The 24920-nt window shown below is 61.6% G+C and carries 21 protein-coding genes; 14 read left to right on the top strand and 7 right to left on the bottom strand.

Annotation, left to right across the window (positions count from 1 at the left end; translation table 11 throughout):
- The first annotated feature begins 203 nt into the window (after positions 1–203).
- Positions 204–1448 (top strand): MFS transporter, encoded by a 1245-nt coding sequence (locus tag ACD590_RS05685; protein ID WP_197728770.1) that lies wholly within the window; start codon positions 204–206, stop codon positions 1446–1448.
- On the opposite strand, the gene ACD590_RS05680 is transcribed toward ACD590_RS05685, so the two are convergent.
- Positions 1407–1811, bottom strand: a complete 405-nt coding sequence (locus ACD590_RS05680) for a winged helix-turn-helix transcriptional regulator (protein WP_018241335.1) — start codon at positions 1809–1811, stop codon at positions 1407–1409. The two genes, ACD590_RS05685 and ACD590_RS05680, sit on opposite strands and share 42 nt — an antisense overlap.
- A gap of 103 nt (positions 1812–1914) precedes the next feature.
- Between ACD590_RS05680 and ACD590_RS05675 the strand changes: the two genes are divergently transcribed.
- Both ACD590_RS05675 and mgtE read left to right on the top strand, forming a co-directional pair.
- Positions 1915–2928: a zinc-binding alcohol dehydrogenase family protein gene (locus tag ACD590_RS05675; protein WP_130759530.1), complete on the top strand. Its 1014-nt coding sequence runs from the start codon at positions 1915–1917 to the stop codon at positions 2926–2928.
- Positions 2929–3233: 305 nt separating this feature from the next.
- Positions 3234–4607, top strand: coding sequence for a magnesium transporter (gene mgtE, locus ACD590_RS05670; RefSeq protein ID WP_130759529.1), 1374 nt, complete (start codon positions 3234–3236; stop codon positions 4605–4607).
- A gap of 23 nt (positions 4608–4630) precedes the next feature.
- Here the strand turns inward: mgtE and ACD590_RS05665 are convergent, their stop codons facing one another.
- A complete protein-coding gene (locus ACD590_RS05665; RefSeq protein ID WP_173883546.1) occupies positions 4631–5152 on the bottom strand; it encodes an Lrp/AsnC family transcriptional regulator in 522 nt (173 codons plus the stop codon).
- 96 nt (positions 5153–5248) lie between these two features.
- On the opposite strand from ACD590_RS05665, the gene ACD590_RS05660 reads away from it, so the two are divergent.
- Complete coding sequence (locus ACD590_RS05660; protein WP_018447334.1) at positions 5249–6154, top strand: DMT family transporter; 906 nt, start codon at positions 5249–5251, stop codon at positions 6152–6154.
- A gap of 97 nt (positions 6155–6251) precedes the next feature.
- Here ACD590_RS05660 and ACD590_RS05655 read toward each other — a convergent pair whose 3' ends face one another.
- Together ACD590_RS05655 and ACD590_RS05650 are read right to left on the bottom strand one after the other, a co-directional pair.
- Complete coding sequence (locus ACD590_RS05655) at positions 6252–6866, bottom strand: L,D-transpeptidase (RefSeq protein ID WP_017990864.1); 615 nt, start codon at positions 6864–6866, stop codon at positions 6252–6254.
- Between the two features lie 135 nt (positions 6867–7001).
- The gene (locus ACD590_RS05650) at positions 7002–8666 is read right to left on the bottom strand and encodes an electron transfer flavoprotein-ubiquinone oxidoreductase (RefSeq protein WP_439002305.1); all 1665 of its coding nucleotides are present in this window, start codon (positions 8664–8666) and stop codon (positions 7002–7004) included.
- Between the two features lie 252 nt (positions 8667–8918).
- On the opposite strand from ACD590_RS05650, the gene ACD590_RS05645 reads away from it, so the two are divergent.
- Positions 8919–9707: an SDR family oxidoreductase gene (locus tag ACD590_RS05645; RefSeq protein ID WP_130759527.1), complete on the top strand. Its 789-nt coding sequence runs from the start codon at positions 8919–8921 to the stop codon at positions 9705–9707.
- 10 nt (positions 9708–9717) lie between these two features.
- On the opposite strand, the gene ACD590_RS05640 is transcribed toward ACD590_RS05645, so the two are convergent.
- Positions 9718–10596 (bottom strand): phosphotransferase family protein, encoded by an 879-nt coding sequence (locus ACD590_RS05640; protein ID WP_130759526.1) that lies wholly within the window; start codon positions 10594–10596, stop codon positions 9718–9720.
- A gap of 306 nt (positions 10597–10902) precedes the next feature.
- On the opposite strand from ACD590_RS05640, the gene ACD590_RS05635 reads away from it, so the two are divergent.
- The 6 genes from ACD590_RS05635 (at position 10903) to ACD590_RS05610 (ending at position 18387) form a co-directional block, all read left to right on the top strand.
- Positions 10903–12213, top strand: a complete 1311-nt coding sequence (locus tag ACD590_RS05635; RefSeq protein WP_130759525.1) for an efflux RND transporter periplasmic adaptor subunit — start codon at positions 10903–10905, stop codon at positions 12211–12213.
- Complete coding sequence (locus tag ACD590_RS05630; RefSeq protein ID WP_439002304.1) at positions 12210–15326, top strand: efflux RND transporter permease subunit; 3117 nt, start codon at positions 12210–12212, stop codon at positions 15324–15326. Before ACD590_RS05635 ends, ACD590_RS05630 begins: the two co-directional genes overlap by 4 nt.
- Positions 15327–15544: 218 nt before the next feature.
- Positions 15545–16837: an Hsp70 family protein gene (locus ACD590_RS05625; protein WP_018446190.1), complete on the top strand. Its 1293-nt coding sequence runs from the start codon at positions 15545–15547 to the stop codon at positions 16835–16837.
- A 68-nt stretch (positions 16838–16905) separates the two neighbouring features.
- Positions 16906–17808: a uracil-DNA glycosylase gene (locus ACD590_RS05620; protein ID WP_018241324.1), complete on the top strand. Its 903-nt coding sequence runs from the start codon at positions 16906–16908 to the stop codon at positions 17806–17808.
- A 131-nt stretch (positions 17809–17939) separates the two neighbouring features.
- On the top strand, positions 17940–18131 hold the full coding sequence (locus tag ACD590_RS05615; RefSeq protein WP_439003515.1) for a hypothetical protein: 192 nt from the start codon (positions 17940–17942) through the stop codon (positions 18129–18131).
- A gap of 97 nt (positions 18132–18228) precedes the next feature.
- Entirely contained in the window at positions 18229–18387 is a 159-nt protein-coding gene (locus tag ACD590_RS05610; protein WP_017990856.1) for a hypothetical protein, read from the top strand.
- A gap of 99 nt (positions 18388–18486) precedes the next feature.
- Here the strand turns inward: ACD590_RS05610 and ACD590_RS05605 are convergent, their stop codons facing one another.
- Entirely contained in the window at positions 18487–19359 is an 873-nt protein-coding gene (locus ACD590_RS05605; protein WP_130759523.1) for a hypothetical protein, read from the bottom strand.
- 244 nt (positions 19360–19603) lie between these two features.
- A complete protein-coding gene (locus tag ACD590_RS05600) occupies positions 19604–20542 on the bottom strand; it encodes a DMT family transporter (protein WP_047619748.1) in 939 nt (312 codons plus the stop codon).
- Here ACD590_RS05600 and ACD590_RS05595 point away from each other — a divergent pair.
- The 3 genes from ACD590_RS05595 (at position 20541) to pepN (ending at position 24831) form a co-directional block, all read left to right on the top strand.
- Positions 20541–20798, top strand: a complete 258-nt coding sequence (locus tag ACD590_RS05595; protein ID WP_028733907.1) for a hypothetical protein — start codon at positions 20541–20543, stop codon at positions 20796–20798. The two genes, ACD590_RS05600 and ACD590_RS05595, sit on opposite strands and share 2 nt — an antisense overlap.
- Positions 20799–20887: 89 nt before the next feature.
- Positions 20888–21994, top strand: coding sequence for a methyl-accepting chemotaxis protein (locus tag ACD590_RS05590; RefSeq protein WP_309506630.1), 1107 nt, complete (start codon positions 20888–20890; stop codon positions 21992–21994).
- 188 nt (positions 21995–22182) lie between these two features.
- Complete coding sequence (pepN, locus tag ACD590_RS05585; protein WP_439020853.1) at positions 22183–24831, top strand: aminopeptidase N; 2649 nt, start codon at positions 22183–22185, stop codon at positions 24829–24831.
- The last annotated feature ends 89 nt before the right edge of the window (positions 24832–24920 follow it).

The following is a 24920-nucleotide window of genomic DNA, read 5'->3' as shown; positions in this document are numbered from 1 at the left end:
CAGAAATGCAAAAATTGCAATAGACGTATGCACATAGCAGGACGCTGCACTGCAAAAAATGCACTCGACGGCGGCCGAGAGGTCACGGATAGATGGCGTATTGGAGACCTCGTCTCCACCTCCCGCCATTTCCCACCGATCGGCTCGCGGCCGCGTCTGCGCCAGGGGCCATTGCCAAGCAGAAACCGCCTCGAGGAGCTCTCGTGAGTGAGATTGCCGCCAATATTTCAGTCGATAGTCGGGACTCCATTGATAGCCAGGATGAAGAGTTGCCGTCGGCAATGACCGTGGCGCTGGTCCAACTGGCGCTGGCCTGCGGCGGCTTCGGCATCGGCACAGGCGAATTCGCGATCATGGGGCTGCTGCCCAATGTCGCCGACACCTTCTCAGTCACGACGCCACAAGCCGGCTACGTCATCAGCGCCTATGCGCTCGGCGTCGTCGTCGGCGCACCCGTCATTGCCGTGCTCGCCGCGAAGATGGCGCGCCGCACCCTGCTTTTGACGCTGATGCTGATCTTTGCCGCCGGCAACATATCAAGCGCCATGGCGCCGACCTTCGAAAGCTTCACGCTGCTGCGCTTCGTCAGCGGCCTGCCGCACGGCGCCTATTTCGGCGTCGCTGCCCTTGTCGCCGCCTCGATGGTGCCGGTGCATCGCCGCGCCCGTGCCGTTGGCCGCGTCATGCTCGGCCTGACCGTTGCGACACTTCTCGGCACGCCGTTGACGACATTCTTCGGCCAGTCGCTCGACTGGCAGGTGGCGTTTTTCTCGGTCGGCGTGCTCGGCCTGCTGACGGTGGCGCTGATCTGGTTCTACGTTCCGAGGGACAGGGTTTCCGAGGAAGCTGGCTTCCTGCGCGAACTCGGCGCCTTCCGCCGGCCGCAGGTGTGGCTGACGCTCGGCATCGCCGCCGTCGGTTACGGCGGCATGTTCGCGATGTTCAGCTATATCGCCTCGACGACGACTGAGGTGGCTATGCTGCCGGAAACAGCCGTTCCGATCATGCTGGTCCTTTTCGGCGTCGGCATGAATGCGGGCAATTTCATCGGCTCGTGGCTCGCCGACAAATCGCTGCTCGGCACGATCGGCGGGTCGCTCATCTATAATGTCGTCGTGCTGACCACCTTCTCGCTGACCGCCGCCAACCCCTATATGCTCGGCCTTTGCGTCTTCCTCGTCGGTTGCGGTTTTGCCGCCGGTCCGGCGCTGCAGACGCGGCTGATGGATGTCGCCGCCGATGCGCAGACGTTAGCGGCAGCTTCCAACCATTCCGCCTTCAACATCGCCAATGCGATCGGCGCCTGGCTCGGCGGTCTCGTCATCGCCGCGGGCTACGGTTTTGCGGCGACCGGCTATGTCGGTGCGGTGCTATCCTTTCTCGGCCTCTTCGTCTTTGCAGCCTCGCTACGCCTCGAGCGCCGCGACCGGAGCGCGCAGGCCGTCTGAGGCCAGGCGCAGCTCGCGGCCCTCCGGGCTGCAGAAGACATAATCGTCACCCCAGGCGGCCAACGCCTGGATGACAGGCTTCAGCGTCATGCCGAGCGGCGTCATTGCATATTCCACCCTCGGCGGCACGACCGGATAGACGGTGCGTGATACCAGACCGGACTCTTCCAATTCACGCAGTTGCTTGGTCAGCATGCGCTGGGTCACGGCCGGCAGCTTACGCCGCAATTCATTGAAGCGCAGGGTTCCTTCCATCAGATGAAAGAGGATGACGCCCTTCCACTTCCCGTCGAGGTAAGTCAGCGTCGCTTCGACCGGGCAGCCGGGGAAATTCTTGACGAGCTTGGCGCGCGGCAATGACATTTTACAGTATCCTTTTGGGTACTGCGTACAGAATTTGTGCATTCTTGCGTTGTCAGACCATAGTGCGCATCTAGCTTCCGTGCAACGAACACAGGAGTTTCCCATGCGCGCCGTCGCCTATAAAACGCCCCAACCGATCTCCGCCGAGACCTCGCTGATCGATGTCGAGCTGCCGATGCCGGAGGCTAGGGGCCACGATCTGCTCGTCGAGATCAAAGCCGTTTCGGTCAATCCCGTCGACGTGAAGGTGCGCGCCCATTCCGCGCCGCCCGCGGACGAGCTCAAGGTGCTCGGCTGGGATGCCGCCGGCATCGTCAAGGCCATCGGCACTGATGTCACCCTGTTCAGCCCCGGCGACGAGGTGTTCTACTCCGGGGTCATCAGCCGCCCGGGCAGCAATGCCGAATTCCATCTCGTCGACGAGCGTATCGTCGGCACCAAACCGAAGAGCCTCGATTTCGCTGCTGCGGCCGCTCTGCCGCTGACCTCGATTACGGCCTACGAAGCACTGTTCGACCGGCTAAAGGTGCAGGACGCGGTTTCAGGAGCGGGACGCTCCATCCTGATCATCGGCGGCGCTGGCGGCGTCGGCTCGATCGCCATTCAGATCGCCCGAGTATTGACCGATCTGACGGTGATCGCCACGGCCTCGCGGCCGGAGACGCAGGACTGGGTGAGGGAACTCGGCGCGCATCACGTCGTCGACCATTCCAAACCGATCGCGCCGCAGGTGGCAGCGCTCGGCATCGGCGCGCCGGGATTCATATTCTCGACCACCAATACCGACAGCCATATTGGCGACATCGTCGAAGCGATTGCGCCGCAGGGCCGCTTCGCATTGATCGACGATCCGAAGACGCTCGACATCGTGCCCTTCAAGCGAAAGGCCGTCTCAGTTCATTGGGAGTTGATGTTCACCCGCCCGCTCTACGGCACGCCTGACATGATCGAGCAGCATAAGCTGCTGAACAGGGTTTCCGAGCTCGTCGACGGCGGAAAGATCCGCACGACGCTTTCAGAGATCGTCGGACCGATCAATGCGGCAAACCTCAAGACGGCGCATGCCATGATCGAAAGCGGCAGGATGAAGGGCAAGGCTGTACTTGCAGGATTCTGAGATTCCAGCCAGCAGGCCCGGTATTTCCCGCAAGGTCGTATAAACCCGCCTGGAATGCCACATCGCAGGGTGCGACATTCTGGCGTTAAGCATTTACCCCGCTTGACTTTTTCGGCGTTCGGGACCACCTAGCACTCACGTGGACGACACTCGTCAGCCACGGATTTCAACGGAGCCATCATAACGATGCCAAGCGACAGTAGCAGTCGATTGCCTTTGCCGTACGCGACCCTCGTGCGCTGACCGACTCCTGTCGGCTCGCCCGATCGGACGCTACGGCGGATCGACGGAAAGGCGAGCCTCAAATGAATATCAATCGCTTCCCTCTTCGGGCAGGCCATGCCGCCCGTGCCTTCATCAACAACAGCCGCGGCGCAACGATCGCCGAACGCGTCGAAGCGTTGAACGCGCTGAGCGTCCAGGACGCCGGGCGTGTTCTATGCGGCATGCCGCTCGACTATGCGGTCAACATTCTCGACCGACCGGAGCTTCGCAACGCCGCACAGATTCTTGCGCTGATCAGCGCCGAGGACGCCGCACGGCTGCTGCACGGCATGTCCAACGACCGCGTCGCCGACGTGCTGCTTGAACTCGACGGCGAGACGCGCGCCCGGCTGTTCTCCAGCCTCGACGAACCGGTGCGCATCGCGATCCAGCACCTGATGGGCTATCCGCCGCGCACGGCCGGCGGCATCATGACGACGGAGTTCGTCAGCGTGCCTGATAGCTGGACCGTCGCCCGCACACTCGACCATGTGCGCCAGGTCGAACGCTCGCGCGAGACCGTCTACGCCATCTATGTGCTGGACGAGGCCAGCCATGCGCTGCTGCATGTGGTGACGCTGCGTCGCCTCATCACCGGCGAGCCGGACGCTTCGATCCTCTCGGTGGCACAGAAGGGCGCGCCGGTTTCGGCGGATCCGCTGATGAAGCAGGAGGATGTCGCCCGGCTGATCCGCAAGCACGACCTGCTCGCCCTGCCCGTCACCGACGAACATGGGCAGATGCTCGGCATCGTCACCGTCGACGACGTGATCGACACGATGATATCGGACACGACGGAAGCGGCCCAGAGGTTCGGCGGCATGGAGGCGCTCGGCCAGCCCTACATGAAGATCAGCTTCGCTGGCATGATCCGCAAGCGCGCCGGCTGGCTCGCAGCCCTGTTCCTCGGCGAGATGCTGACGGCAAGCGCCATGCAGCATTTCGAAGGCGAGCTGGAAAAGGCCGTGGTGCTGACGTTGTTCATCCCGCTGATCATGAGCTCGGGCGGCAATTCCGGTTCGCAGGCAACCTCGCTGATCATCCGGGCGCTGGCGCTCGGCGAGCTGAAGCTTTCGGACTGGTGGAAGGTGCTTTTGCGCGAACTGCCGACGGGCGTCGTGCTCGGCGCGATCCTCGGCCTCGTCGGCTTCGTCCGCATCGTCTTCTGGCAGTCGGCCGGGCTCTACGATTACGGCCCGCACTGGCAGATGGTCGCCGTCACGGTGTTTGCCGCCCTGATCGGGATCGTCACCTTCGGCTCGATCTGCGGCTCGATGCTGCCCTTCGTGCTGCAGAAGCTCCGGCTCGATCCGGCCAGCGCCTCGGCCCCCTTTGTCGCCACGCTGGTCGATGTCACCGGGCTCGTCATCTACTTCTCGGTGGCGCTGCTCATCCTCAGCGGGACGCTGCTCTAACCTGCAAGCATGCCCGAGGGGAATTATTTTCCCTCGGGCAGTTTCAGCGGCCCATGCGTCTTGATGCTGCGGATGGCGAAATTCGAGCGGATGTCGCTGACATTCGGCAAGGTCAACAGCGTTTCGGTCAGAAGCCGTTCGTAGGCGGCAAGATCCTCCACCACCACTTCGGCAAGGAAATCGGCCGTGCCTGAAATCAGGAAGCAGGAAACGATCTCGGGGATGGCGAGCAGCGCCTTCTGCTGCGCCTCGGAATTTTCGCGGCTGTGCTGGACGACCTTGAATTCGACGAAGACGGTGAGGCCGAGACCGACCTCCTTGCGATCGATATCCGCCGTGTAACCGCGGATGATCCCGGAGCGTTCGAGATTGCGGATGCGGCGCAGGCAGGGCGACGGCGAAAGGTTCACCTTCTCGGCGATCTCGACATTGGTGGCCCGCGCATCCTCCTGCAGGCACTTCAGGATGGCGATATCGAATTTATCGAGATTTGGCATTTTCGCGATCCCTGCTGGCATCAATTGGCAGAAGATTGCGCATAGCATGATTTTTGAGCTAGAGATAGCAAGGACATGCCCTGACCTCTGGCGCTAGTCTTCTCTTCAACCGGACAGGCTCCGGATGAAGGAAAGGACAGGACGATGACCACCATTGCTTTCACGAACGACAAGTCGCCGTCGCAGGTACTGGGTTATGCCGGCGGCACTATTACCGTGCTGATCTGGGCGACATGGTTTCTTGTCACCCGCCACAGCGCAGCAACGCCGCTCGGCTCGATCGACATCGGGCTGATCCGCTTCGGAATTCCGGCGCTGGTGCTTTCACCCGTCTGGCTGAAGACGGGGCTGCTGCCGAAGGCCCTGCCACTTCACCTGCTGGCAATCATGGTGTCAGGCTCCGGCGCCGTCTTCTTCCTGCTGACGACGCTGGCAATCCACTCGACGCCGGCCGCCTCCTCAGGGATCCTGCTCGGCGGCTCCATGCCGCTTGCCGCGGCGCTGATCGGCATTATGCTGTTTCGCGAAAGACCCGACAGCACCCGCATCGCTGGGCTCGTTGCGATCGTCGCCGGCGTGCTGATCCTGCTCACGCGCAGCCTTGCGGACGCCTCGCTGCCATGGACGAGCTTCGTGCTGTTGCCGGCCGGCGCCGTTCTCTGGGCAAGCTATACGCATGCCTTCCGCCGCTCGGGCCTGACCGCCGTGCAGGCGAGCGCCTTGATCGCCGTCTGGTCCTTCCTGATCATGGGCGCGCTCGCCCTCATCTTCGGCATCTCGCTGCCACAGGTTCCTCTTCAGGAGATCGGCCTGCAGGTGCTGAGCCAGGGCGTTCTTTCCGGCCTCGTCGCCATGGTCGCCTACGGCACCGCCGTCAGAACACTCGGGGGAACACAGGCCGCCGCCTTCACGGCGCTGACGCCGGTGCTCGCAACGCTTGGCGGCGGCTTGCTGCTTGGCGAAGCCATCGGCATGACGGAAATCAGCGCCGCCGTGATCACCGGCATCGGCGTGGCGCTTTCGACGGGCATTGCGGCACCGCGCCGCTGAAATCCAACACCAACGGCAGATGAAAGCCGCCTGCAGCCATCGCTGCGGCGGCTTTTTCAATGGAGACGGCGTCCTTACCGAGCTTCGAACGGCCAAGTCAGGCCTGGATGACGACGACCCTGGCGCCGACCTCGACGCGGCTATAGAGGTCGATCACGTCGTGGTTCATCATGCGGACACAGCCGCTCGACATGGCCAGACCAATCGATTGCGGCTGGTTGGTGCCATGAATGCGAAAATGGGTGTCGTTGCCGCCGCGAAAGAGATACATGGCCCGCGCACCGAGCGGGTTGTTCGGGCCGCCCGGCATGCCGCCGGCAAGCTTGCGATAGCGCTCTTCACGGCGCTGCATGTTTTCGGTGGGCGTCCAGCTCGGCCACTCGGCCTTGCGGCCGATATAGGCGTTACCTGCAAAGGCCAGCCCCTCGCGACCGACACCGACACCATAACGCATCGCCCTGCCCCCGCCGAGGACGTAATAGGCGCGGCGCGCGGGTGTATCGACGATCACGGTGCCGGCAGCATGGGTGGTTTCGTAGGCCACTTCCTGGCGGCGGAGCTCCGGCTTGATCTTGTCGATCGGCACCTGCTTCAACGGGAATTTTTCGTCCGGAAGTGCAGCATAATTGGTCTGGCTGTTCAGACCGGTCGAAGAGCAGCCGGCCACGAAAAGCGGCAAGGCGATCAGGAAGCCCCGGCGGGAGATCGTCATGAATGTGTCCTTAGTGCGTCAACACGATGTCGCAAGCTAAGGAAATTATGGTTAACGAACGGCTAACAGCCTCCGGCAGGAGGCGATCACGAAGGCGTCAGCACGTGAAATTGTCGGCCGCGAGGACAAGCCGCCTCACATGTTCGGATAGACCGGCCCCTCGCCGCCCTGCGGCGGCACCCAGTTGATGTTCTGGTTGGGGTCCTTGATGTCGCAGGTCTTGCAGTGCACGCAGTTCTGGGCGTTGATGACGAAGACGTCCTTGCCATCCTTTTCCACCCATTCATAAACGCCGGCCGGACAGTAACGCGTCGACGGGCCGGCATAGATGTCGTGTTCCGAACTCTTCTGCAGCGCCATGTCCTTGACCTGCAGATGCACCGGCTGGTCTTCCTCGTGATTGGTGTTCGACAGGAACACCGAGGACAGCCGATCGAAGGTCAGGACGCCATCGGGTTTCGGATAGGCGATCGGCTTGTGCATCGAGGCAGGTTCGAGCGACTGCGCATCGGTCTTGCCATGTTTCAGCGTGCCGAAGACGGAAAGGCCGAACAGCGTGTTGGTCCACATGTCGAAGCCGCCGAGCGCTACGCCAAGTGCGGTGCCGAACTTCGACCACAGCGGCTTGACGTTGCGCACCCGCTTCAAGTCCTTGCCGATGTCGCCCTTGCGCCATTCATTCTCGATCTCGATCACTTCGTCATGACTGCGGCCTGATATAATCGCTACGGCGATCTTCTCGGCGGCCAGCATGCCCGACAGCACCGCATTGTGGCTGCCCTTGATGCGCGGCACGTTGACGAGACCGGCCGAACAGCCGATCAGCGCGCCGCCGGGGAAGGAAAGCTTCGGCACCGACTGGTAGCCGCCCTCGGTGATGGCGCGAGCGCCATAAGACAGCCGCTTGCCGCCCTCGAAGGTGGTGCGGATCGCCGGATGGGTCTTGAAGCGCTGGAATTCCTCGAAGGGATAGAGATAGGGGTTCTTGTAATTGAGGTGGACGACGAAGCCGACCGCCACCAGATTGTCTTCCAGGTGATAGAGGAAGGAGCCGCCGCCGGTCTTCATGCCGAGCGGCCAGCCGAAGGAGTGCTGCACCAGGCCCGGCCGATGGTTCTCGGACTTGACCTGCCAGAGCTCCTTGATGCCGATGCCGAATTTTTGCGGTTCACGGTCTTTCTGCAGATCGAACTTGGCGATCAGCTGCTTGGCGAGCGAACCGCGCACGCCCTCGCCGATCAGCACATATTTGCCGAGCAGTTCCATGCCGCGGGTATAGTTCGGCCCGGGTTCGCCGTTCTTCTCGATGCCCATGTCGCCGGTGGCAACGCCGGTCACCGCACCCTCGTCATTGTAGAGCACTTCTACTGCGGCAAAACCCGGATAGATCTCGACGCCGAGTTCTTCGGCCTTGGTCGCCAGCCAGCGACAGACGAGCCCAAGCGAGACGATGTAGTTGCCGTGATTGTTCATCAGGGGCGGCATCAGCACATTCGGCAGGCGAACAGAGCCGGCCGGACCGAGCAGCAGGAAGTGATCTGAGGTGACCTTGGTCTTGAACGGATGATCGGCCTCGTCGCGCCAGCCGGGCAACAGCCGGTCGATGCCGATCGGGTCGACCACGGCGCCCGAGAGGATATGCGCACCAACTTCCGCGCCCTTCTCCAGCACGACGACGGAGAGTTCCGGATTGACCTGCTTCAACCGGATCGCCGCCGCAAGACCGGCAGGACCGGCGCCGACGATCACCACGTCGAATTCCATGCTCTCGCGTTCGGGCAGCTCAGTCGTCTCGGTCATTCACTCGTCTCCGCTTGGCGGCACGCGGCCGTCATCCCCGTCATGGCACTTTCTTGTCAAAACGAGAAAGCATTGTCGAGCCGGGATACGACAGCCAATCTTCCAATTCGCACAATGATGACGTCTCATAAGGCAGAATTACATAACGCTTACGTCAACGTCAATTATCAAACGCTGCCGAACCGGTCACATTCCCTTTCCTTTTCTGCTGCTTGCGCCTTATACATCGCTCTGACATATCGGAGGACAATCATGGATCTCGGCATCAAGGGCAAACGGGCACTCGTCCTCGCCTCTTCGCGCGGCCTCGGCCTCGGCATCGCCGTGGCGCTGGCGCGGGAAGGCGCAAACGTGCTGCTCTGCGGGCGCAGCGGCGAACAGCTGGACGCCAATTGCAAGGCGATCAATAGCGAAGGCAAAGGCCGGGCCGACTGGATCTGGGCCGATCTCGGGGACGAACGCTTCGTCGAAATGACGACGACGGCGGTGAGGGAGAAGTTCGGCGGGCTCGATATCCTCGTCAACAATACCGGCGGACCGACGCCCGGCACGACGGAGGACATGACGGGCGAAAAGCTCGAAAGCTATTTCCTCTCCATGGTCGCTCGGGTGATCACGCTCACCAATGCGCTGCTGCCCGGCATGAAGGCGCAGGGCTGGGGCCGCATCCTCACCGTTGCCTCATCCGGCGTGATCGAACCGATTGCCAATCTGGCGCTGTCGAATACGCTGCGCCCGGCCCTTGCCGGGTGGAGCAAGACGCTTGCCTCCGAAGTGGCGAGCTTCGGCGTCACCACCAACCTGCTCCTGCCGGGCAGTATCCTGACGGCGCGGCTCGACGATCTCGATGGGGCGGCCGCAAAGCGGACTGGCAAGAGCCTCGAGGAGATCCGTACCGACAAGGAAGCGCGCATTCCGGTCGGCCGCTACGGCAGGGTCGAGGAATTTGCCGCAACCGCTGCCTTCCTGTGCAGCCAGCCGGCAAGCTACATCACCGGCTCGCTGATCCGCTGCGACGGCGGCGCGGCGCGGTCCGTCTGAGCATTCCCTCTCAGCCGACGCGGGCCGCCGCCGCCCATGCCGCGGCACTTCGGATCATCTGTTCGACGTAAGCCGGATCGTCCGCAAATTCGGCGAGTTCGGAAAGACGATGGAAACCCGTCAGGATCGCAATGCGCCGCCGGTCGAGCCTGCGTCCAGTCAGCATTTCATAGGCCGATACGATGCGGGCGGTCAGATCGGGCGAGATGAAGTTCGAATAGATGAATTCCTGGTGCAACGGGCCAAAGCCTGAATCGCCAAAATCATAAATGCCATTCAGCCGCTTTTGCGCATGGTCGAAGGCCATGTTCCAGCCATGACCATCGAAGAAGCCGTAGATGCTGCCGTAAGGATCGGGCGGCAAGGCTTCGAAATCGGAAATGATGGCCTGGGCAAAGCTCTTGATGTCAGGCGGCAGCAGCGGCAAAGCCCTCGTTCGCACCGTCTCCGGCGATTGCCATGGCTGGATCGCGCCGGCACCGGCCGAGCGCAGGCGATCGGCATCGAGCACGTGCAACTCGGCGTAAAAGCGGGCGAGATCTTCGGCGAGATGCTGACGATCGCCTTCACCAAGCGCATCGTAATCTTCGGCGATGAGATGTTCGCCGTCGAGCTTGGCATGGCTGGAGAAGATCGGCGGCCCGTCATGAATGCGCATGTCTGGAACCGCCATCGACAACGACGGCCGAACGATGTCGAGCAAGGCGGCTTCCTTCTGAAGCGCTCTTTCCGCGCCGAGATTGCGAGGAAACTTGAAGATCAGCGTGTCGTCAACGTCGACCGCCATCGAATCCCAGCCCTTCGCCGCCAGCTTGAAGACGGAGGCCGTGAGTTCAGGAAACACACTTATGATGAGAGAACGAAATTCGCTGGCGTCCAACTCGGTCATGACGACCTGCCTTCTCTAGTTTTTTCCGTGTTCTTCGCGGGGGGCAAATGACGGCGCACGGATCGACATCGTCTTGTCGCGAGCCGCCTGCCCTCCGCCGTCAAACGGCATCGGGTTACACTGGGACTATATTAGTCTAGTTTGAATATTACGGAATATTCATTACAAAAATTTAAGCCGTTATAACCACTTAGTGATCACGACCCGGGAATTATGTCTTTTTTGCGCCGCAATATAAGTGGCTCAATCGGGGCATAAAATTCGCAACCTTGCCCCCGCAACCTTGCCCAAAGACCGGTATCGCCCATGAAGAAATTTTGGATCACCATCAGCGTTATCGCCGTTGCCGCCGTCGGCGTCTGGCAATTCGGGAATCGGGTCCCTTATGCCTCTCGCATTCCCTACCTCTCGCAGTTCATCAAGCAGCCGGAAACCGGCAATGGCGGCGGGCAGCAGGCACAGGCAGATCAGGGGCAAGCCAATCAGGGGCAGGATGGTGGACAACATCAGGGCGGCGGGCGCAGACGCGGTGGTGGCGGCCCGACCGTCGTCAAAACAGTCGCAGCCGTGAAGACGACGCTGCCGATGGATGTGACGGCGTCCGGCTGGGCCGATGCCGATGACAATACGACCATTGCCGCACAGGAACAGGGCCTGATCGTCAGCATCAATGCGCAGGATGGGGCGACCGTCAAAGCCGGGGACCTGATCGCCAAGCTGGACGATCGGACGGCCAAGGCGACCGTCGACAAGGACAATGCGATGATCGTGCGCGACACGGCAACCCTTTCGGAAGCCGAAACCGCATTGACGCGCGCGCAGGACCTCTTCGATCAGAAGGCCGGCACCCAGCAGAGCCTCGACCAGGCGGTCGCCGCCCGTGATACCGCTGCAGCCACGGTCGACGCCGACAAGGCGTCGCTGGCCTCCGATCAGATCTTGCTCGAGCACACCGATATCCGCGCTCCCTTCGACGGCCGGCTCGGCGATATCGCTGTCAGCAAGGGCGCTTTCCTCAGTGCCGGCGCGGCAATCGTCACTATTGCGAAATACGATCCGATCTACGTGAAATTCCACCTGCAGGAACGCTATCTCAGGGAGCTGAAGAGCGCCTTGGCAGCCGGTCCGGTCGAGGTCAGCACCTCCCCCAATTCCACAAAGGGGCAAGTGCGAAAGGGCGAAATCAGCTTCTACGACAACACGGTCGATACGGCCTCGGGCACGATCCTCGCCAAGGCGAAATTCGAGAATGCCTCCGGCGCGCTCTGGCCAGGCCAGTCGGTCAACATCGTCGTGCATTTCAACAATGACCAACAGCAGGTGGTGGTGCCGACGGTTGCCGTCAGCCCTGGTCCGGAGGGTTTCTTCGCCTTCGTCGCCAAGGACGGCAAATCGCATCTGACGGCCGTCACCGTTGCCCGCGCAAACGGCGGCTTCACCGCCATAGAATCGGGTCTTCAGGCAGGCGATCACGTCGTCGTCGAGGGCCAGGGCCAGCTCAGCGACCAGCAGGCGATCAACGAGCAGTTCGATGAAAAGACGCTTGATGTCGCCTCCGCCGAAGAGCCTCGGCAACAGCAGCCCTCCGAGACGATCGCGGTGGGAGCTCAGCAATGATCCCGAATTTCTGTATCCAGCGCCCCGTCGCGACGACGCTGCTTGCGATCGGCGTCATTCTGGCCGGTCTTGCCGGTTATCAGCTCGTACCCGTCGCAGCGCTACCGCAGGTCGACTTTCCCACCATCAACGTTTCGGCGCAGTTGAGCGGTGCCTCGCCGCAGACGATGGCGACCTCGGTTTCGACACCGCTGATCAAGCAGTTCGAGACCATTCCCGGGATCACCGAAATCAGCGCCTCCAGTTCGCTCGGCAGCACCAGCATCGTGCTGCAGTTCGACCTCAGTCGTAATATCGATGCGGCCGCAGCCGACGTGCAGGCCGCGATTTCGCATGCCACCCGGCAACTGCCCGACAATCTGACCACGCCGCCCAGTTATCGCAAGACGAACCCGGCCGATGCGCCTGTCATGCTGCTCTCGGTGCAGAGCAACACCATGCCGCGCAGCAAGCTTGACGACATCGCCGAGAACATCATCTCGCCGTCGCTTTCGACGCTTCCCGGCGTTGCCCAGGTCAGCGTCTACGGTGCGCAGACCTATGCCGTGCGCGTCGAGGTCGATCCCAATAAGCTTTTGACCCGCGGCATCGGCATCGACACCGTGAACAAGGCGCTTGCTGCCGCCAACAGCCAGCAGCCTGTGGGAACGCTGCAGAACAATTCGCAGAGCATGACCATCACGGCGAACACGCAGCGCACCAGCGCCGAACAATTCCGTTCGCTCGTCATTGCCAATCCGAACGGCGCGCCGATCCACCTCGGCGATATTGCTGATGTGCAAGACAGTGTTGAGAACCAGTATACCGGCAGCTGGTATGACGGCCAACGCGGCATCATCCTCGCCATCCAGCGCCAGCCGGATGCCAACACGGTCGATGTCGTCGATGCGATCAACGCCAAGCTGCCGCAGCTTCACGCCGAAATCCCGCCCTCGGTCAACACGGTCGTCATGAACGACGCCGCAAAGCCGATTCGCGATGCCATCTCCGACGTGAAGTTCACGCTGCTCCTAACGATCGGCCTCGTCGTTCTCGTCATCTACCTCTTTACCGGCCATGCGACAGCAACGATCATTCCCGGGCTTGCCGTTCCGCTGTCGCTGATCTCGACCTTCGGCATGATGTATGTGCTGGGCTACAGTATCGACAACATCTCGCTGCTCGGGCTAACGCTCGCGGTGGGGCTCGTGGTGGATGACGCCATCGTCATGCTCGAGAACATTCTGCGCCATGTCGAGGAAGGCATGCCCGTGCGGGAAGCGGCGATCAAGGGTGCGGGCGAAGTCAGCTACACCATCATTTCCATGTCGGTTTCGTTGATCGCGGTCTTCATCCCGATCCTGCTGATGGGCGGCGTTGTCGGCCGCGTGTTCAACGAATTCGGCATGGTGGTTGCGATTGCGATCATCTCTTCGGCAATCGTCTCGCTGACCGTGACGCCGATGCTCGCCTCGCGTCTGTCCAACCACCAGAGCCGCCCGCCGCTCATGATCCGCATCTTCGATGCCGGCTTCGAACGGACGCTGCGCGGCTATGACAGGGCTGTCGGCTGGTGCCTTCGCCACCGCCTCACGATCCTCGGCGTTTTCCTCGCCTCGGTGGCACTGACGATCTATTTCTTCATGACACTGCCGACAAGCTTCTTCCCGCAGGAGGATATCGGCCGCCTGACGATCAGCACGCAGGCCCGGCAGGACATTTCCTATTCGGCCATGGCGGCGCTGCAGCAGCAGGCGGCAGCCGCCGTCAAGGCGAACCCGGCGGTCAACCATGTGATGTCGACGATCGGCGGCAACCCCAACAAGCCACAGAACAACGGCTCGATGTTCGTCGAACTCAAGGACAAGGACCAGCGTGCGCCGCTTGACCAGACGCTGCGCGAGCTGCGCACGGCGATCAACAAGATCCCCGGCCTGCAGGCCTTCGTGACACCGAACCAGAGCCTGCGCTTCGGCGGTCGCCAGACGGCCAGCCAATATCAGCTGGTGGTGCAGGCGCTGAGTGCTGATCAGACCAACCTGTGGGCCGGCAAGATCCAGGCGGCGATGCGTAAGGACCGGCTGTTCACCGACGTGACCTCGGATGCCCAGAACAACGCCCTGCAGGCCAACATCGTCATCGATACCGAGCGGGCAGCCGCCTACGGGATCGACAATGATACGCTGCGCACGACGCTGCAGGAATCCTTCAGCGGATATGCAGCGGCGGAAATCCAGTCGACCGGCGACAGCTACGACGTCATCGTCGAATACGACACGAGCAAGCCCTGGGACGACCAGAAGCTCTCGGAAATCCGTGTCGCCTCGGCCAATGGCAGCCTGGTGCCGCTTTCAAACTTCGCGCATGTCGAGCGCACGGTCGGCCCGGTCACCATCAACCAGACCGGCCAGCTGGTCTCGACCACCGTTTCCTTCAACCTGCCGGAAGGCGTCTCGCTCAGCGACGCGACGGCGGCAATCGACCAGATCAAGACGGAAATGAGCATGCCGGCCGACGTCTTCACCTCCTATGGCGGTACAGCGCAGATCTTCGAGCAGTCTCAGGGCAATACGCCATACCTGATCCTTGCGGCGGTGCTGACCATCTATGTCGTGCTCGGCGTACTCTACGAGAGCTTCATCCACCCGCTCACCATCCTCTCCGGCCTGCCGGCCGCGGCATTCGGTGCGCTGCTGGCGCTTGATATCATGGGTTTCGACCTGTCGATCATCGCCCTTATCGGCCTGCTGATGCTGATCGGCATCGTCAAGAAGAACGCGATCATGATGATCGACGTGGCGGTGGAGACCATGCGCACGACCGGCGAAAAGGCGACGGTGGCGATCCACGAGGCCTGCGTGCGACGCTTCCGACCGATCATGATGACGACCTTCTGCGCCCTGCTCGGCGCCCTGCCGATCGCGCTCGGCACCGGCGCCAGTTCCGAACTGCGCCAGCCGCTCGGCATCGCCGTCGTCGGCGGCCTGATCGTCTCGCAGATGCTGACGCTCTTCATCACCCCGGTCATCTTCGTCGAGATGGACCGCTTCGGAAGCTTCCTCGGCCGACTGATCGGCCACAAGAAGGTCGAGGAGCCGGAGGTGCAGGAGGCAAGGGCAATGGCCGCCGAGTGATGACGGCCCTCTGAGTTCGGCATTGCCGATTGACCCTTGCGGCGCACTTCTTCTTCCAACCGGGAGAAGAAGTGCGCCCGCGATCACATCAACTTCCGCTCCTCTTGAATGTGTCACGCCTCTGTGGCATCACCCGCCCTCCTGAATCCGGGCGTCCTACGCCCTTTCGCGGAGCAACGCTCCGTCTCCAATAACAATCGGCATGAAGAGGTGCGGGCATGGCTCAGGCGCTGGGTTTCGACTTCGGCACGACGAATACGGTTCTCGCCATGGCGGATGGCGGGGCGACGCGCTCGATGGCGTTCACGAGCACGGAGGGTACGGCCGACAGCATGCGCACGGCGCTTTCCTTCATGAAGGATGCGCAGCTCGGCGCTTCGGCGCTGAAGGTGGAGGCGGGCCATGCGGCGATCCGCCAATTCATCGACAATCCCGGCGAATGTCGCTTCCTGCAGTCGATCAAGACCTTTGCGGCGAGCGCGCTGTTCCAGGGCACGCTGATCTTCGCCAAACGGCATAATTTCGAGGATCTGATGGAGGTCTTCGTGCGGCGCCTGCGCAACTATGCCGGCGACCACTGGCCTTCCGATGTCAGCCGTATCGTCACCGGCCGGCCGGTGCATTTTGCCGGCGCCAGCCCCGATCCGGCGTTGGCGACCGAACGATACAATGAGGCGCTGTCGCGCTTCGGTTTTCCCGAGATCCATTATGTCTATGAGCCGGTCGCCGCTGCCTTCTACTTCGCGCAGAACCTGAAGCAGGATGCCACCGTACTGGTTGCCGATTTCGGTGGCGGCACGACCGACTATTCGCTGATCCGCTTCGAGACCGTTGCCGGCAAGCTGACGGCAACACCGATCGGCCATTCCGGCGTCGGCGTCGCCGGCGATCACTTCGACTACAGGATGATCGACAACATCGTCGCACCGCTGATCGGCAAAGGCAGCCATTTCAAGAGCTTCGACAAGATTCTCGAAGTGCCGTCCAACTACTATTCCAGCTTCGGCCGCTGGAACCAGCTGTCGATCTTCAAGACGACGCGCGAATTCGAGGATCTGAAGAAGCTGGTACGCACCAGCCTGGAACCGGAAAAGCTCGAAATCTTCATCGACCTCATCGACCATGACGAGGGCTACCCGCTCTATCAGGCTGTGTCGGCGACGAAGATGGCGCTCTCGGCCGCGGAGGAGGCGCCTTTCGATTTCGCGCCGCTTGGTCGCGGTGGGCATCGCAGCATCAAGCGCAGCGATTTCGAAGGCTGGATCGCCGATGATCTCGCCCGCATCGAAGGCGCGCTGGACGACGTGCTCGACAAGACCGAGACGAAGCCTGCGGAGATCGATAAGGTGTTCCTCACCGGCGGCACCTCCTTCGTGCCGGCGGTGCGCCGCATCTTCACCGAACGCTTCGAGCGCGACCGGATCGAAAGCGGCGGCGAGCTGTTGTCGATCGCCCACGGCCTGGCGCTGATCGGCGAACGCGAGGACATCGCACAATGGACTGTGCAATAGCACCGGCAAGGGTGGGCAATCTGCCGCCCACCCTTTCAATGCCCCTGTCACTCCGCTAAGCTTGCCGCATGATCTCCGCCAACGACCTCTCCCCCGCCGAGCTTGCAGCGCTTCTGCATTTCCATGCGGATGCCGGCGTGGAATGGCTGCTGGAGGAAGAGGCTATCGACCGTTTCGCCGAGTTCGAGGCGATGAAGGCCGCCCGCCGCCCGGCGGCGGCACAGGCGCAGCCGCAACGTCCTGCCGCTGGGGAACGCCCTGCCCCAGGCCAGGTACCGCCGCGTCCGAATACAGCGGCACGCCCGGCGCCTGCCGAACGTGCATCTTCCAGCCCGCAACCGGCGATCCCGGATGGCGAGGCGGTGCAGCAGGCGCGCTTCGTCGCCGAAACCGCGCGATCGCTCAGTGAGCTCAAGACCGCGATCGAATCTTTCAACGGCTGCAACCTCAAGCACAGTGCCCGCTCGACCATCTTTGCCAGCGGCAATGCCGAAAGCGGGATCATGGTGATCGGCTCGGCGCCGAGCGCCGAAGACGATCGCGAGGGTGTGCCCTTCTCGGGAAAATCCGGCCAGCTGTTCGACAAGATGCTGACGGCGATCGGGCTGACGCGCTCAGCCATTCTGTTGACGCAGGTCATCCCCTGGCGACCACCTGGCAATCGTGCGCCCTCGGCGGCGGAAATGGACATCTGCCGCCCCTTCATCGAGCGGCAGATCGCGCTTGCCGAACCCAAGGCGATCCTGCTGCTGGGCAATTTTTCGGCGCGCTTCTTCTTCGGCGAAAGCGATACGATTCACGGCCTGCGCGGCCATTGGAAAGAGATTGGCGTTGCGGACTGTGTCATTCCTGCCATAGCCAGCCTGCATCCGCAGGATCTGTTAACCGCACCTGTAAACAAGCGGCTGGCCTGGAATGACCTGCTCGCCTTTCAAGCGAAGCTTAAGTCCCTCTCTTTGCTTAGAAATTAGCCAAAGTTGAATAATTTGTGAATCAATCTATGCGATTTTCGCATGGCTGCATCCCGCCGTGATGCATTGCGGAATCTATGTTGCATCGCAATATCAGCTGTGTCTTGGGAGGAATCACAGGAACCAAGGCCATGAACAAGCGTTTTCGTCCTATCCATAGCGGGTTTGAAACCCTTCGCCTCGCCGGCGACCAGGTTCGTTTCACTCAAGGCTACAGCCGTTTCGGCTTTGCCACGAACGAACAGATGATTGCCCGCGGCACCGGCATCAACAGCCGCACGGCGCGCCCGAACGCCATTTTTTCGGACTTCCAGCAATATTGAGCAGGAATTCAACGTGTCGCAGCGTCCTTTGCGCGTCTTAAAAGACGCGCAGCGCTGTAGGCGCTTCGCCTGCCCTTCGTCTCAAGAGTACCCCAACATGTCGACGATCCTGATATCGCTTCTGCGCAACATCGAAACATTCGAGCATATCCGCGTTGCCGTCTGCGCCGCGCGGGAATATGAGCGCGAGCTTTCGGTCAAGCCGGCCGATGCCGGAACGCGCAATGGCGCAGGTACAGCGGCGATCGTTCTCTAGAGCAATTCCGTTTTTCCGAGTCACGGAAATGCTCTATCTCCTTGTTTTCGCGCATTCCGGACGCAAAACCACTGCGCACTTTTACTGGAATTGCTCTAATCAGATGGCCATCTCGTCGATCTGGGCCTTCGCCCATTCGAAGGCTTCGTCGACATAGGCGAACTTGACCGCCTGCCAAGCGCAATATTCCTCGACGAAATCCCGCGATATCCATAGGTGCGTCTTGCGCGGCTCGTCATACCAGCCGACGCAGCCGCGTTGCGCCGCTTTTGCCAGCAGCCGCTGCAGATGGGTGCGCGACATCATGAAATCGGCAGCGAGCGCACGGGTTTCGACACGGCCGACAGACAGCCTCCCCGGCTCGCTGCTTTCCAAATCCATCCGGGTGATGAAGTTGTCGACGACGAGGCCGCCGGCTTCCGTCCAGAGGAAGAGCGCCACCTGCTCCGGCGGTTCGCGCCAGGCGGCATCTTCGAGGCAATGGCGGGCAATGCGCGGCTGAATGAGCCGCATCAGTGATGGATTTGCCTGAAAAAACACTGCCCTTTGACCGCCGTCGAGCAGGTCGAGTGCACCGAGATTGGAGAAAAGCCAGGCAAACATCCCCTGATGGCTGACGTCGGCCGGTTCGAAATGACGTGGCCGCCGCCGCTCGTCGCCGGGCGTGTGAGTTATGAAGCGGTAAGTATAGAGTTCCTCGATGAAGGCGAGCACGGTGTTGCGGCTCGCCACCTTGTGCGCGGTGATGCGCCCGGTCAGCCGCACGGCGGTGAAACCCGACGTCGGGTCGCGCGGATCATATTCCAGGTGGAGGGCATAGGCAGTCTGGGTCAGAAGCCAGCGCTGATGCGAGGCGAGCAGTCGCGCCAGCCGCGGACCAGCATCAAACATGCCGCGCATCTGCCCAGCCAAAAAGCGAATGCTCATCAGAAAGGAAGAGTTCCCCACCAATTGCTCCGCTGTGAATGCCATTATGCTTTTCTCCACCTCCGCTCGCCGGCCAGCGTTCGGAGCAACGACACCCAGAGCCCCTCCGGCATCAGCGGCCATTCAGACATGCACAGCTTGGAATAAATGATACTCTCTCATGTTCAACAATCATATTCCACCGGCCGGCGGTATCCCAAGAATTCACCATTCTTTTCACCCTGTGAGCGCAAGTTTCAACCCACCGCAATCGCCGCGTTAAAACCTTCCATATCATACGCTTGCCGCGTCAGGCTTGCGGCGTCGTGGCCTTGCGCGCCTCTCTCTGCTCGATGCCCAACTGATGCTCGCGAAAGATGATGAAGATGCCGGCGGCGATGACGATGACGGTGCCAATCAGCATGGTAACGCTCGGCACGTCGCCGAAGACAAAATAGGCGACGATACCGCCGAGCAGGATCGACGTATATTCGAACGGCGCGATGGTGGAGACGTCGGCATGGCGGTAACTTTCCGTCAGCAGGATCTGCGCGACGCCGCCGCAAAAACCGGCGGCGATCAGATAGAGCGCTGTCGGCCATGGCAGGATGAGCCAGCCGAAGGGAACAGAAGCCAGCGAGAAGACCGAGGCGGTGATCGAGAAATACAGCACGATCGTCGCCGTCTTCTCTTCCTCGACGAGGCGGCGCACCTGGATCATCGCCATGCCGCCGAGAACGGCCGAGAGCAGCACGCAGAGTGCGCCGACGGCCTGTTCTGCTTCCATGCCGCCGTCGCGAAACAGCGTGAGTTTCGGCCAGGAAACGATGGCGACGCCGACGATGCCGACCAGGACGGCGCTCCAGCGATAGATGCGCACGGTCTCGCCGAGAAAAACGGCAGCGAAGATGACGGCGACAAGCGGCAACGCGTAGCCGAGCGCGATCGCCTCCGGCAGCGGCAGATGCAGCAGGCCATAGAAACCGAAAGCCATCGACAAGATGCCGATCGTGCCGCGCTTCAGGTGACCGATTGGGTTGGCCGTGTAGAAGGCGGCGCGCAGCTGCCTGTTATAGGCGAGATAGGCCATGATCGGGAAGAGCGCGAAGAACGACCTGCAGAAGGTGACCTGACCGGGCGGGATGTCTGAGCCGGCCAGCTTGATGAAGGTCTGCATGGCCAGGAAGACCACGACCGACGAGACTTTCAGCGCAATGCCTCTCATCGGGTTTCTGAGAACCGAGTGCATGATCCTGGCTCTTAATACTGCTCAAGCGGAACGGGGGGACGCGTTCGACTCGGGAACGCAGCGGGTGACGTCTCCCATCGTAGCGAAAGAAAAAACCGATTGGCGAAAAAACCGCAAGCAACATCAGAGAATCACAGAAACGCCGTCAGCGGCAGGCTCAACCGTGCTGCTTATGCGCCACCGCTCTGAAATTTCTCGTTTTGAGCCATTCACCCCGAAAATGTTCATCTCGCGGGGCCAGCCGTTAACCAATTGAAAACCATAGGCAAGCATCGTTTTTTATCGCTGATCTCGAAATTTTCTTCACCACACAAATAATTGCCCGCTCCTTCCAGGATCCTTTTGATGAAGCCGCTTAGCGCCGAAACCATTGCCCAGTCGCAGAATGCGACACCGCGGTCCATGCGCGTCGTCACGGACGGCATCAGCACCGATCTCGAGCGCTTCAGCGCCGACAACACCAATATCGTCAAGCAGATTAAGCTGCTGGCGATCAATGCGCTGATCGAGGCAGCCAGAGCCGGCGAGACCGGAAAGGGCTTCGCTGTCGTTGCCAACGAGGTGCAGCGGCTGGCGCAGATCGCAACCGACATTACCGGCAGGTTCGAGAGCAACGTGCTTGGCCGCATCGGCCTCAGCCGCGCCATGGCGGATTCGCTGGTCGAGGAGATGGAGGGCGTTCGCCTGACCGATCTGGCGCAGACACTGGTGCAGCTCATCGTCCGCAACCTTTTCGAACGCACGGCCGACGTGCGCTGGTGGGCGACGGACCCGGCACTCTGGCAGGCACTGCAGGAACCGGGCCGGGAAACCGTCGCCTTTGCGGCGGAGCGTCTCGGCGCCATCAACCGCTTCTACACCGTCTATCTCGATCTCGTCATGACCGATCTCTCGGGCAAGGTGATCGCATCCGCCAATCCCAAGTTCCAGCGCAAGATCGCAGGCACGAGCCTTGCCGGCGATCCGTGGTTCCGGACGGCGTCGGCCTGCTCCTCCGGCGACGCGTATATCGTTGACGACGTCAAAGCGAGCCCGCTGCACGACAACAGGCATGCGCTCGTTTATGCCACAGGCATCCGCGAAGGGGGCAAGCTCGACGGGCGGCTGATCGGCACGCTCGGCGTCTATTTCGACTGGCAGAACCAGGGCCAGGCGATCGTCGAGAAGGAGGCCAACCTGCCGCCGCAGTTGGCGGAAAGAACGACTGTCATGCTGCTCGACGGCAAGAGCCGGGTCATCGCCACCACCAATCCCACCTTGCTCTTTTCCCATTTCGCGCTCGCCAACCCGTCCGGCCAGGCGAAAGGCAGCTACTACGACAATAACGGCTCGATCGTCGCCTTCGCGCGCACCCTCGGCTACGAGGATTACGACGGGCTCGGCTGGTACGGCGTCGTCGTGCAACAGACGGAAAACGACGCGACGATCAAGGCGGCACTCAATCTGAAGTAGTGTCCATCTCCTTGTGGCCGTGTTCATCCGTTGCCAATAAGATATTTTGCCCGCGAACTTGGCGTTCGCGGGCAATTTGCTTTAAGTTTAGTTCAGACTTTAATGTAATCATGCCCGGCAAAATTTATGGCAGAGTGCGCCCGCCTCTGTATTCCGCGGTTGTCCAATAACGGTCTTCAGGAAACACCATGCGAACAGATACCGGCCAGGTCATTCATCTGGCAGATTACCGTCCCACCGACTTCGTGCTGGAACGCGTGGACCTCACTTTCGAACTCGACCCGACGGAGACAAAGGTCGAGGCGCGTCTGATCTTTCATCGTCGCCCGGGCGCCGATCCGACAGCGCCCATCGTTCTCGACGGCGACGAACTGACGTTGTCGGGGCTGCTGTTTGACCAGGTGGAGCTGGACCCTTCGCGTTACGACGCAACACCGGAAGGCCTGACGGTGCGCGACCTGCCGGAGAGCGCGCCCTTCGAACTGACGATTACCACCATCATCAATCCTGAGGCCAATACCAAGCTGATAGGCCTTTACCGCACCGGCGGCATCTACTGCACGCAGTGCGAGGCGGAGGGGTTCCGCCGCATCACCTATTTCCCCGATCGGCCTGACGTGCTTGCGCCGTTCACGGTCAACATCATCGCCGACAAGGACGCCAACCCGCTGCTTTTGTCGAACGGCAACTTCCTCGGCGGCGCCGGCTACGGCCCCGGCAAACATTTCGCCGCCTGGTTCGATCCGCATCCGAAGCCGAGCTATCTCTTCGCGCTCGTCGCCGGCGATCTCGGCGTCGTCGAAGACACGTTCACGACGATGTCCGGCCGCGAGGTGGTGCTGAAGATCTATGTCGAGCACGGCAAAGAGCCGCGCGCAGCCTATGCCATGGACGCGCTGAAACGCTCGATGAAGTGGGATGAAGAGAGGTTCGGCCGCGAATACGACCTCGATATCTTCATGATCGTCGCCGTCTCGGATTTCAACATGGGCGCGATGGAGAACAAGGGCCTCAACGTCTTCAACGACAAATACGTCCTTGCCGATCCCGAGATCGCGACCGATGCCGACTATGCCAATATCGAGGCGATCATCGCGCATGAATATTTCCACAACTGGACCGGCAACCGCATCACCTGCCGCGACTGGTTCCAGCTGTGCCTCAAGGAAGGTCTGACGGTCTATCGCGACCACGAATTCTCGTCCGACCAGCGCTCGCGCGCCGTCAAGCGCATCGCCGAAGTGCGCCACCTGAAATCGGAGCAGTTCCCCGAAGATGGCGGCCCGCTCGCTCACCCGGTGCGGCCGACGAAATATCGCGAGATCAATAATTTCTACACGACGACCGTCTACGAAAAGGGCAGCGAAGTTACGCGCATGATCGCGACGCTGCTCGGTAAGGACGGCTTCAAGAAAGGCATGGACCTCTATTTCGACCGCCACGACGGCCAGGCCGTGACGATCGAGGATTTCGTCAAATGCTTCGAAGATGCAAGCGGGCGCGACCTCAGCCAATTCTCGCTCTGGTACCATCAGGCCGGCACTCCGCTCGTCACCGCATCGGGCAGCTATGATGCGGCAGCCGGCAGCTTCACCCTGTCGCTCGAACAGATGATCCCGGCAACGCCCGGCCAGCCGAGCAAGGAGCCGATGCATATTCCGCTCAGCCTCGCGCTGTTTGGCGAAAACGGCGGCAAGATCGAACCGACTTCGGTCGACGGCGCGGAATATACCGGCGAGGTGCTGCATCTCACTGGCCGCACACAGACGGCCGTGTTCCATGGCATTGGCACGCGGCCGGTCGTTTCGATCAACCGCAGCTTCTCGGCGCCGATCAACCTGCATTTCGATCAGAGCCCAGCCGATCTCGCCCGCCTCGCGCGCCATGAGACCGATCATTTCGCCCGCTGGCAGGCGCTGACCGATCTGGCGCTGCCGAACCTCCTGAAAGCGGCTCGTGACGCCCGCGAGGGCAAGCCTGTTGTCAGCGAGGCGACCTTCGTCGAGACGCTGATCGCGGCCGCCGCCGACGAGAGCCTCGAGCCTGCCTTCCGTGCCCAGGCACTGGCTCTGCCGAGCGAATCCGATATCGCCCGCGAACTCGGCGGCAACAACGATCCCGATGCCATCCATGCCGGCCGGCAGGCGATCCTGAAACAGATCGCCGATACTGGAAAGGACGTCTTTACCGGCCTCTACGCGGCGATGACGGCATCAGGCGATTTCAGCCCGGATGCGAAGAGCGCCGGCCTGCGCGCGCTGCGCAATACCGCCCTCACCTATCTCTCACATGCCGAACAGACGCCGGCGCGCGCCAAGTCCGCCTTCGATGCGGCCAACAACATGACCGATCTCAGCCATGCGCTGACGATCCTCGCCCATCGTTTCCCCGATAGCGCCGAGACGCGCGAGGCGCTCGCCACCTTCCGTGACCGCTTCGCGGAAAATGCGCTCGTCATCGACAAATGGTTAGCGATCCAGGCCGGCATTCCGGGTGCAAAGACCCTGGGCCGTGTCCGCGGCCTGATGGACGATCCGCTCTTCAAGCGGACCAATCCCAACCGGATGCGGGCACTGGTCGGCACCTTCGCCTTTGCCAATCCGACCGGATTCGGCCGCGCCGACGGCGAAGGCTATCGTTTCCTCGCCGAGCAGATTCTCGATATCGACCAGCGCAACCCGCAGCTTGCCGCCCGCATCCTCACCTCGATGCGCTCCTGGCGCTCGCTGGAACCGACGCGTGCCGATCACGCCCGCTCGGCCCTCATAGAGATCGAGCGGGCCGCCGCTCTTTCGACCGACGTGCGCGATATCGTCGAGCGCACACTTAAAGGGTGATTTGCTTCGACCGGCCGTCCCGAAAAATTCGGCGGCCGGTCGCCCAGCACGTCGAATCGCCTGGAAAAACCCGAAATTATAAATAGTTA

The organism is Rhizobium sp. 862_C5_N1_2 (genome assembly GCF_051811205.1).
GTDB lineage: Bacteria > Pseudomonadota > Alphaproteobacteria > Rhizobiales > Rhizobiaceae > Rhizobium > Rhizobium leguminosarum.
Note: the sequence above shows the minus strand (reverse complement) of the source record. Positions and strands in the feature narration are given on the sequence as shown.

What these genes read in the sequence shown, in the direction of transcription:
- ACD590_RS05680 (WP_018241335.1), bottom strand. Translation starts at nt 1,811, where the DNA reads ATGTCATTGCCGCGCGCCAAGCTCGTCAAGAATTTCCCCGGCTGCCCG.
- ACD590_RS05675 (WP_130759530.1), top strand. Translation starts at nt 1,915, where the DNA reads ATGCGCGCCGTCGCCTATAAAACGCCCCAACCGATCTCCGCCGAGACC.
- mgtE (WP_130759529.1), top strand. Translation starts at nt 3,234, where the DNA reads ATGAATATCAATCGCTTCCCTCTTCGGGCAGGCCATGCCGCCCGTGCC.
- ACD590_RS05665 (WP_173883546.1), bottom strand. Translation starts at nt 5,152, where the DNA reads ATGCTATGCGCAATCTTCTGCCAATTGATGCCAGCAGGGATCGCGAAA.
- ACD590_RS05660 (WP_018447334.1), top strand. Translation starts at nt 5,249, where the DNA reads ATGACCACCATTGCTTTCACGAACGACAAGTCGCCGTCGCAGGTACTG.
- ACD590_RS05655 (WP_017990864.1), bottom strand. Translation starts at nt 6,866, where the DNA reads ATGACGATCTCCCGCCGGGGCTTCCTGATCGCCTTGCCGCTTTTCGTG.
- ACD590_RS05650 (WP_439002305.1), bottom strand. Translation starts at nt 8,666, where the DNA reads ATGACCGAGACGACTGAGCTGCCCGAACGCGAGAGCATGGAATTCGAC.
- ACD590_RS05645 (WP_130759527.1), top strand. Translation starts at nt 8,919, where the DNA reads ATGGATCTCGGCATCAAGGGCAAACGGGCACTCGTCCTCGCCTCTTCG.
- ACD590_RS05640 (WP_130759526.1), bottom strand. Translation starts at nt 10,596, where the DNA reads ATGACCGAGTTGGACGCCAGCGAATTTCGTTCTCTCATCATAAGTGTG.
- ACD590_RS05635 (WP_130759525.1), top strand. Translation starts at nt 10,903, where the DNA reads ATGAAGAAATTTTGGATCACCATCAGCGTTATCGCCGTTGCCGCCGTC.
- ACD590_RS05630 (WP_439002304.1), top strand. Translation starts at nt 12,210, where the DNA reads ATGATCCCGAATTTCTGTATCCAGCGCCCCGTCGCGACGACGCTGCTT.
- ACD590_RS05625 (WP_018446190.1), top strand. Translation starts at nt 15,545, where the DNA reads ATGGCTCAGGCGCTGGGTTTCGACTTCGGCACGACGAATACGGTTCTC.
- ACD590_RS05620 (WP_018241324.1), top strand. Translation starts at nt 16,906, where the DNA reads ATGATCTCCGCCAACGACCTCTCCCCCGCCGAGCTTGCAGCGCTTCTG.
- ACD590_RS05615 (WP_439003515.1), top strand. Translation starts at nt 17,940, where the DNA reads ATGAACAAGCGTTTTCGTCCTATCCATAGCGGGTTTGAAACCCTTCGC.
- ACD590_RS05610 (WP_017990856.1), top strand. Translation starts at nt 18,229, where the DNA reads ATGTCGACGATCCTGATATCGCTTCTGCGCAACATCGAAACATTCGAG.
- ACD590_RS05605 (WP_130759523.1), bottom strand. Translation starts at nt 19,359, where the DNA reads ATGGCATTCACAGCGGAGCAATTGGTGGGGAACTCTTCCTTTCTGATG.
- ACD590_RS05595 (WP_028733907.1), top strand. Translation starts at nt 20,541, where the DNA reads ATGATCCTGGCTCTTAATACTGCTCAAGCGGAACGGGGGGACGCGTTC.
- ACD590_RS05600 (WP_047619748.1), bottom strand. Translation starts at nt 20,542, where the DNA reads ATGCACTCGGTTCTCAGAAACCCGATGAGAGGCATTGCGCTGAAAGTC.
- ACD590_RS05590 (WP_309506630.1), top strand. Translation starts at nt 20,888, where the DNA reads ATGAAGCCGCTTAGCGCCGAAACCATTGCCCAGTCGCAGAATGCGACA.
- pepN (WP_439020853.1), top strand. Translation starts at nt 22,183, where the DNA reads ATGCGAACAGATACCGGCCAGGTCATTCATCTGGCAGATTACCGTCCC.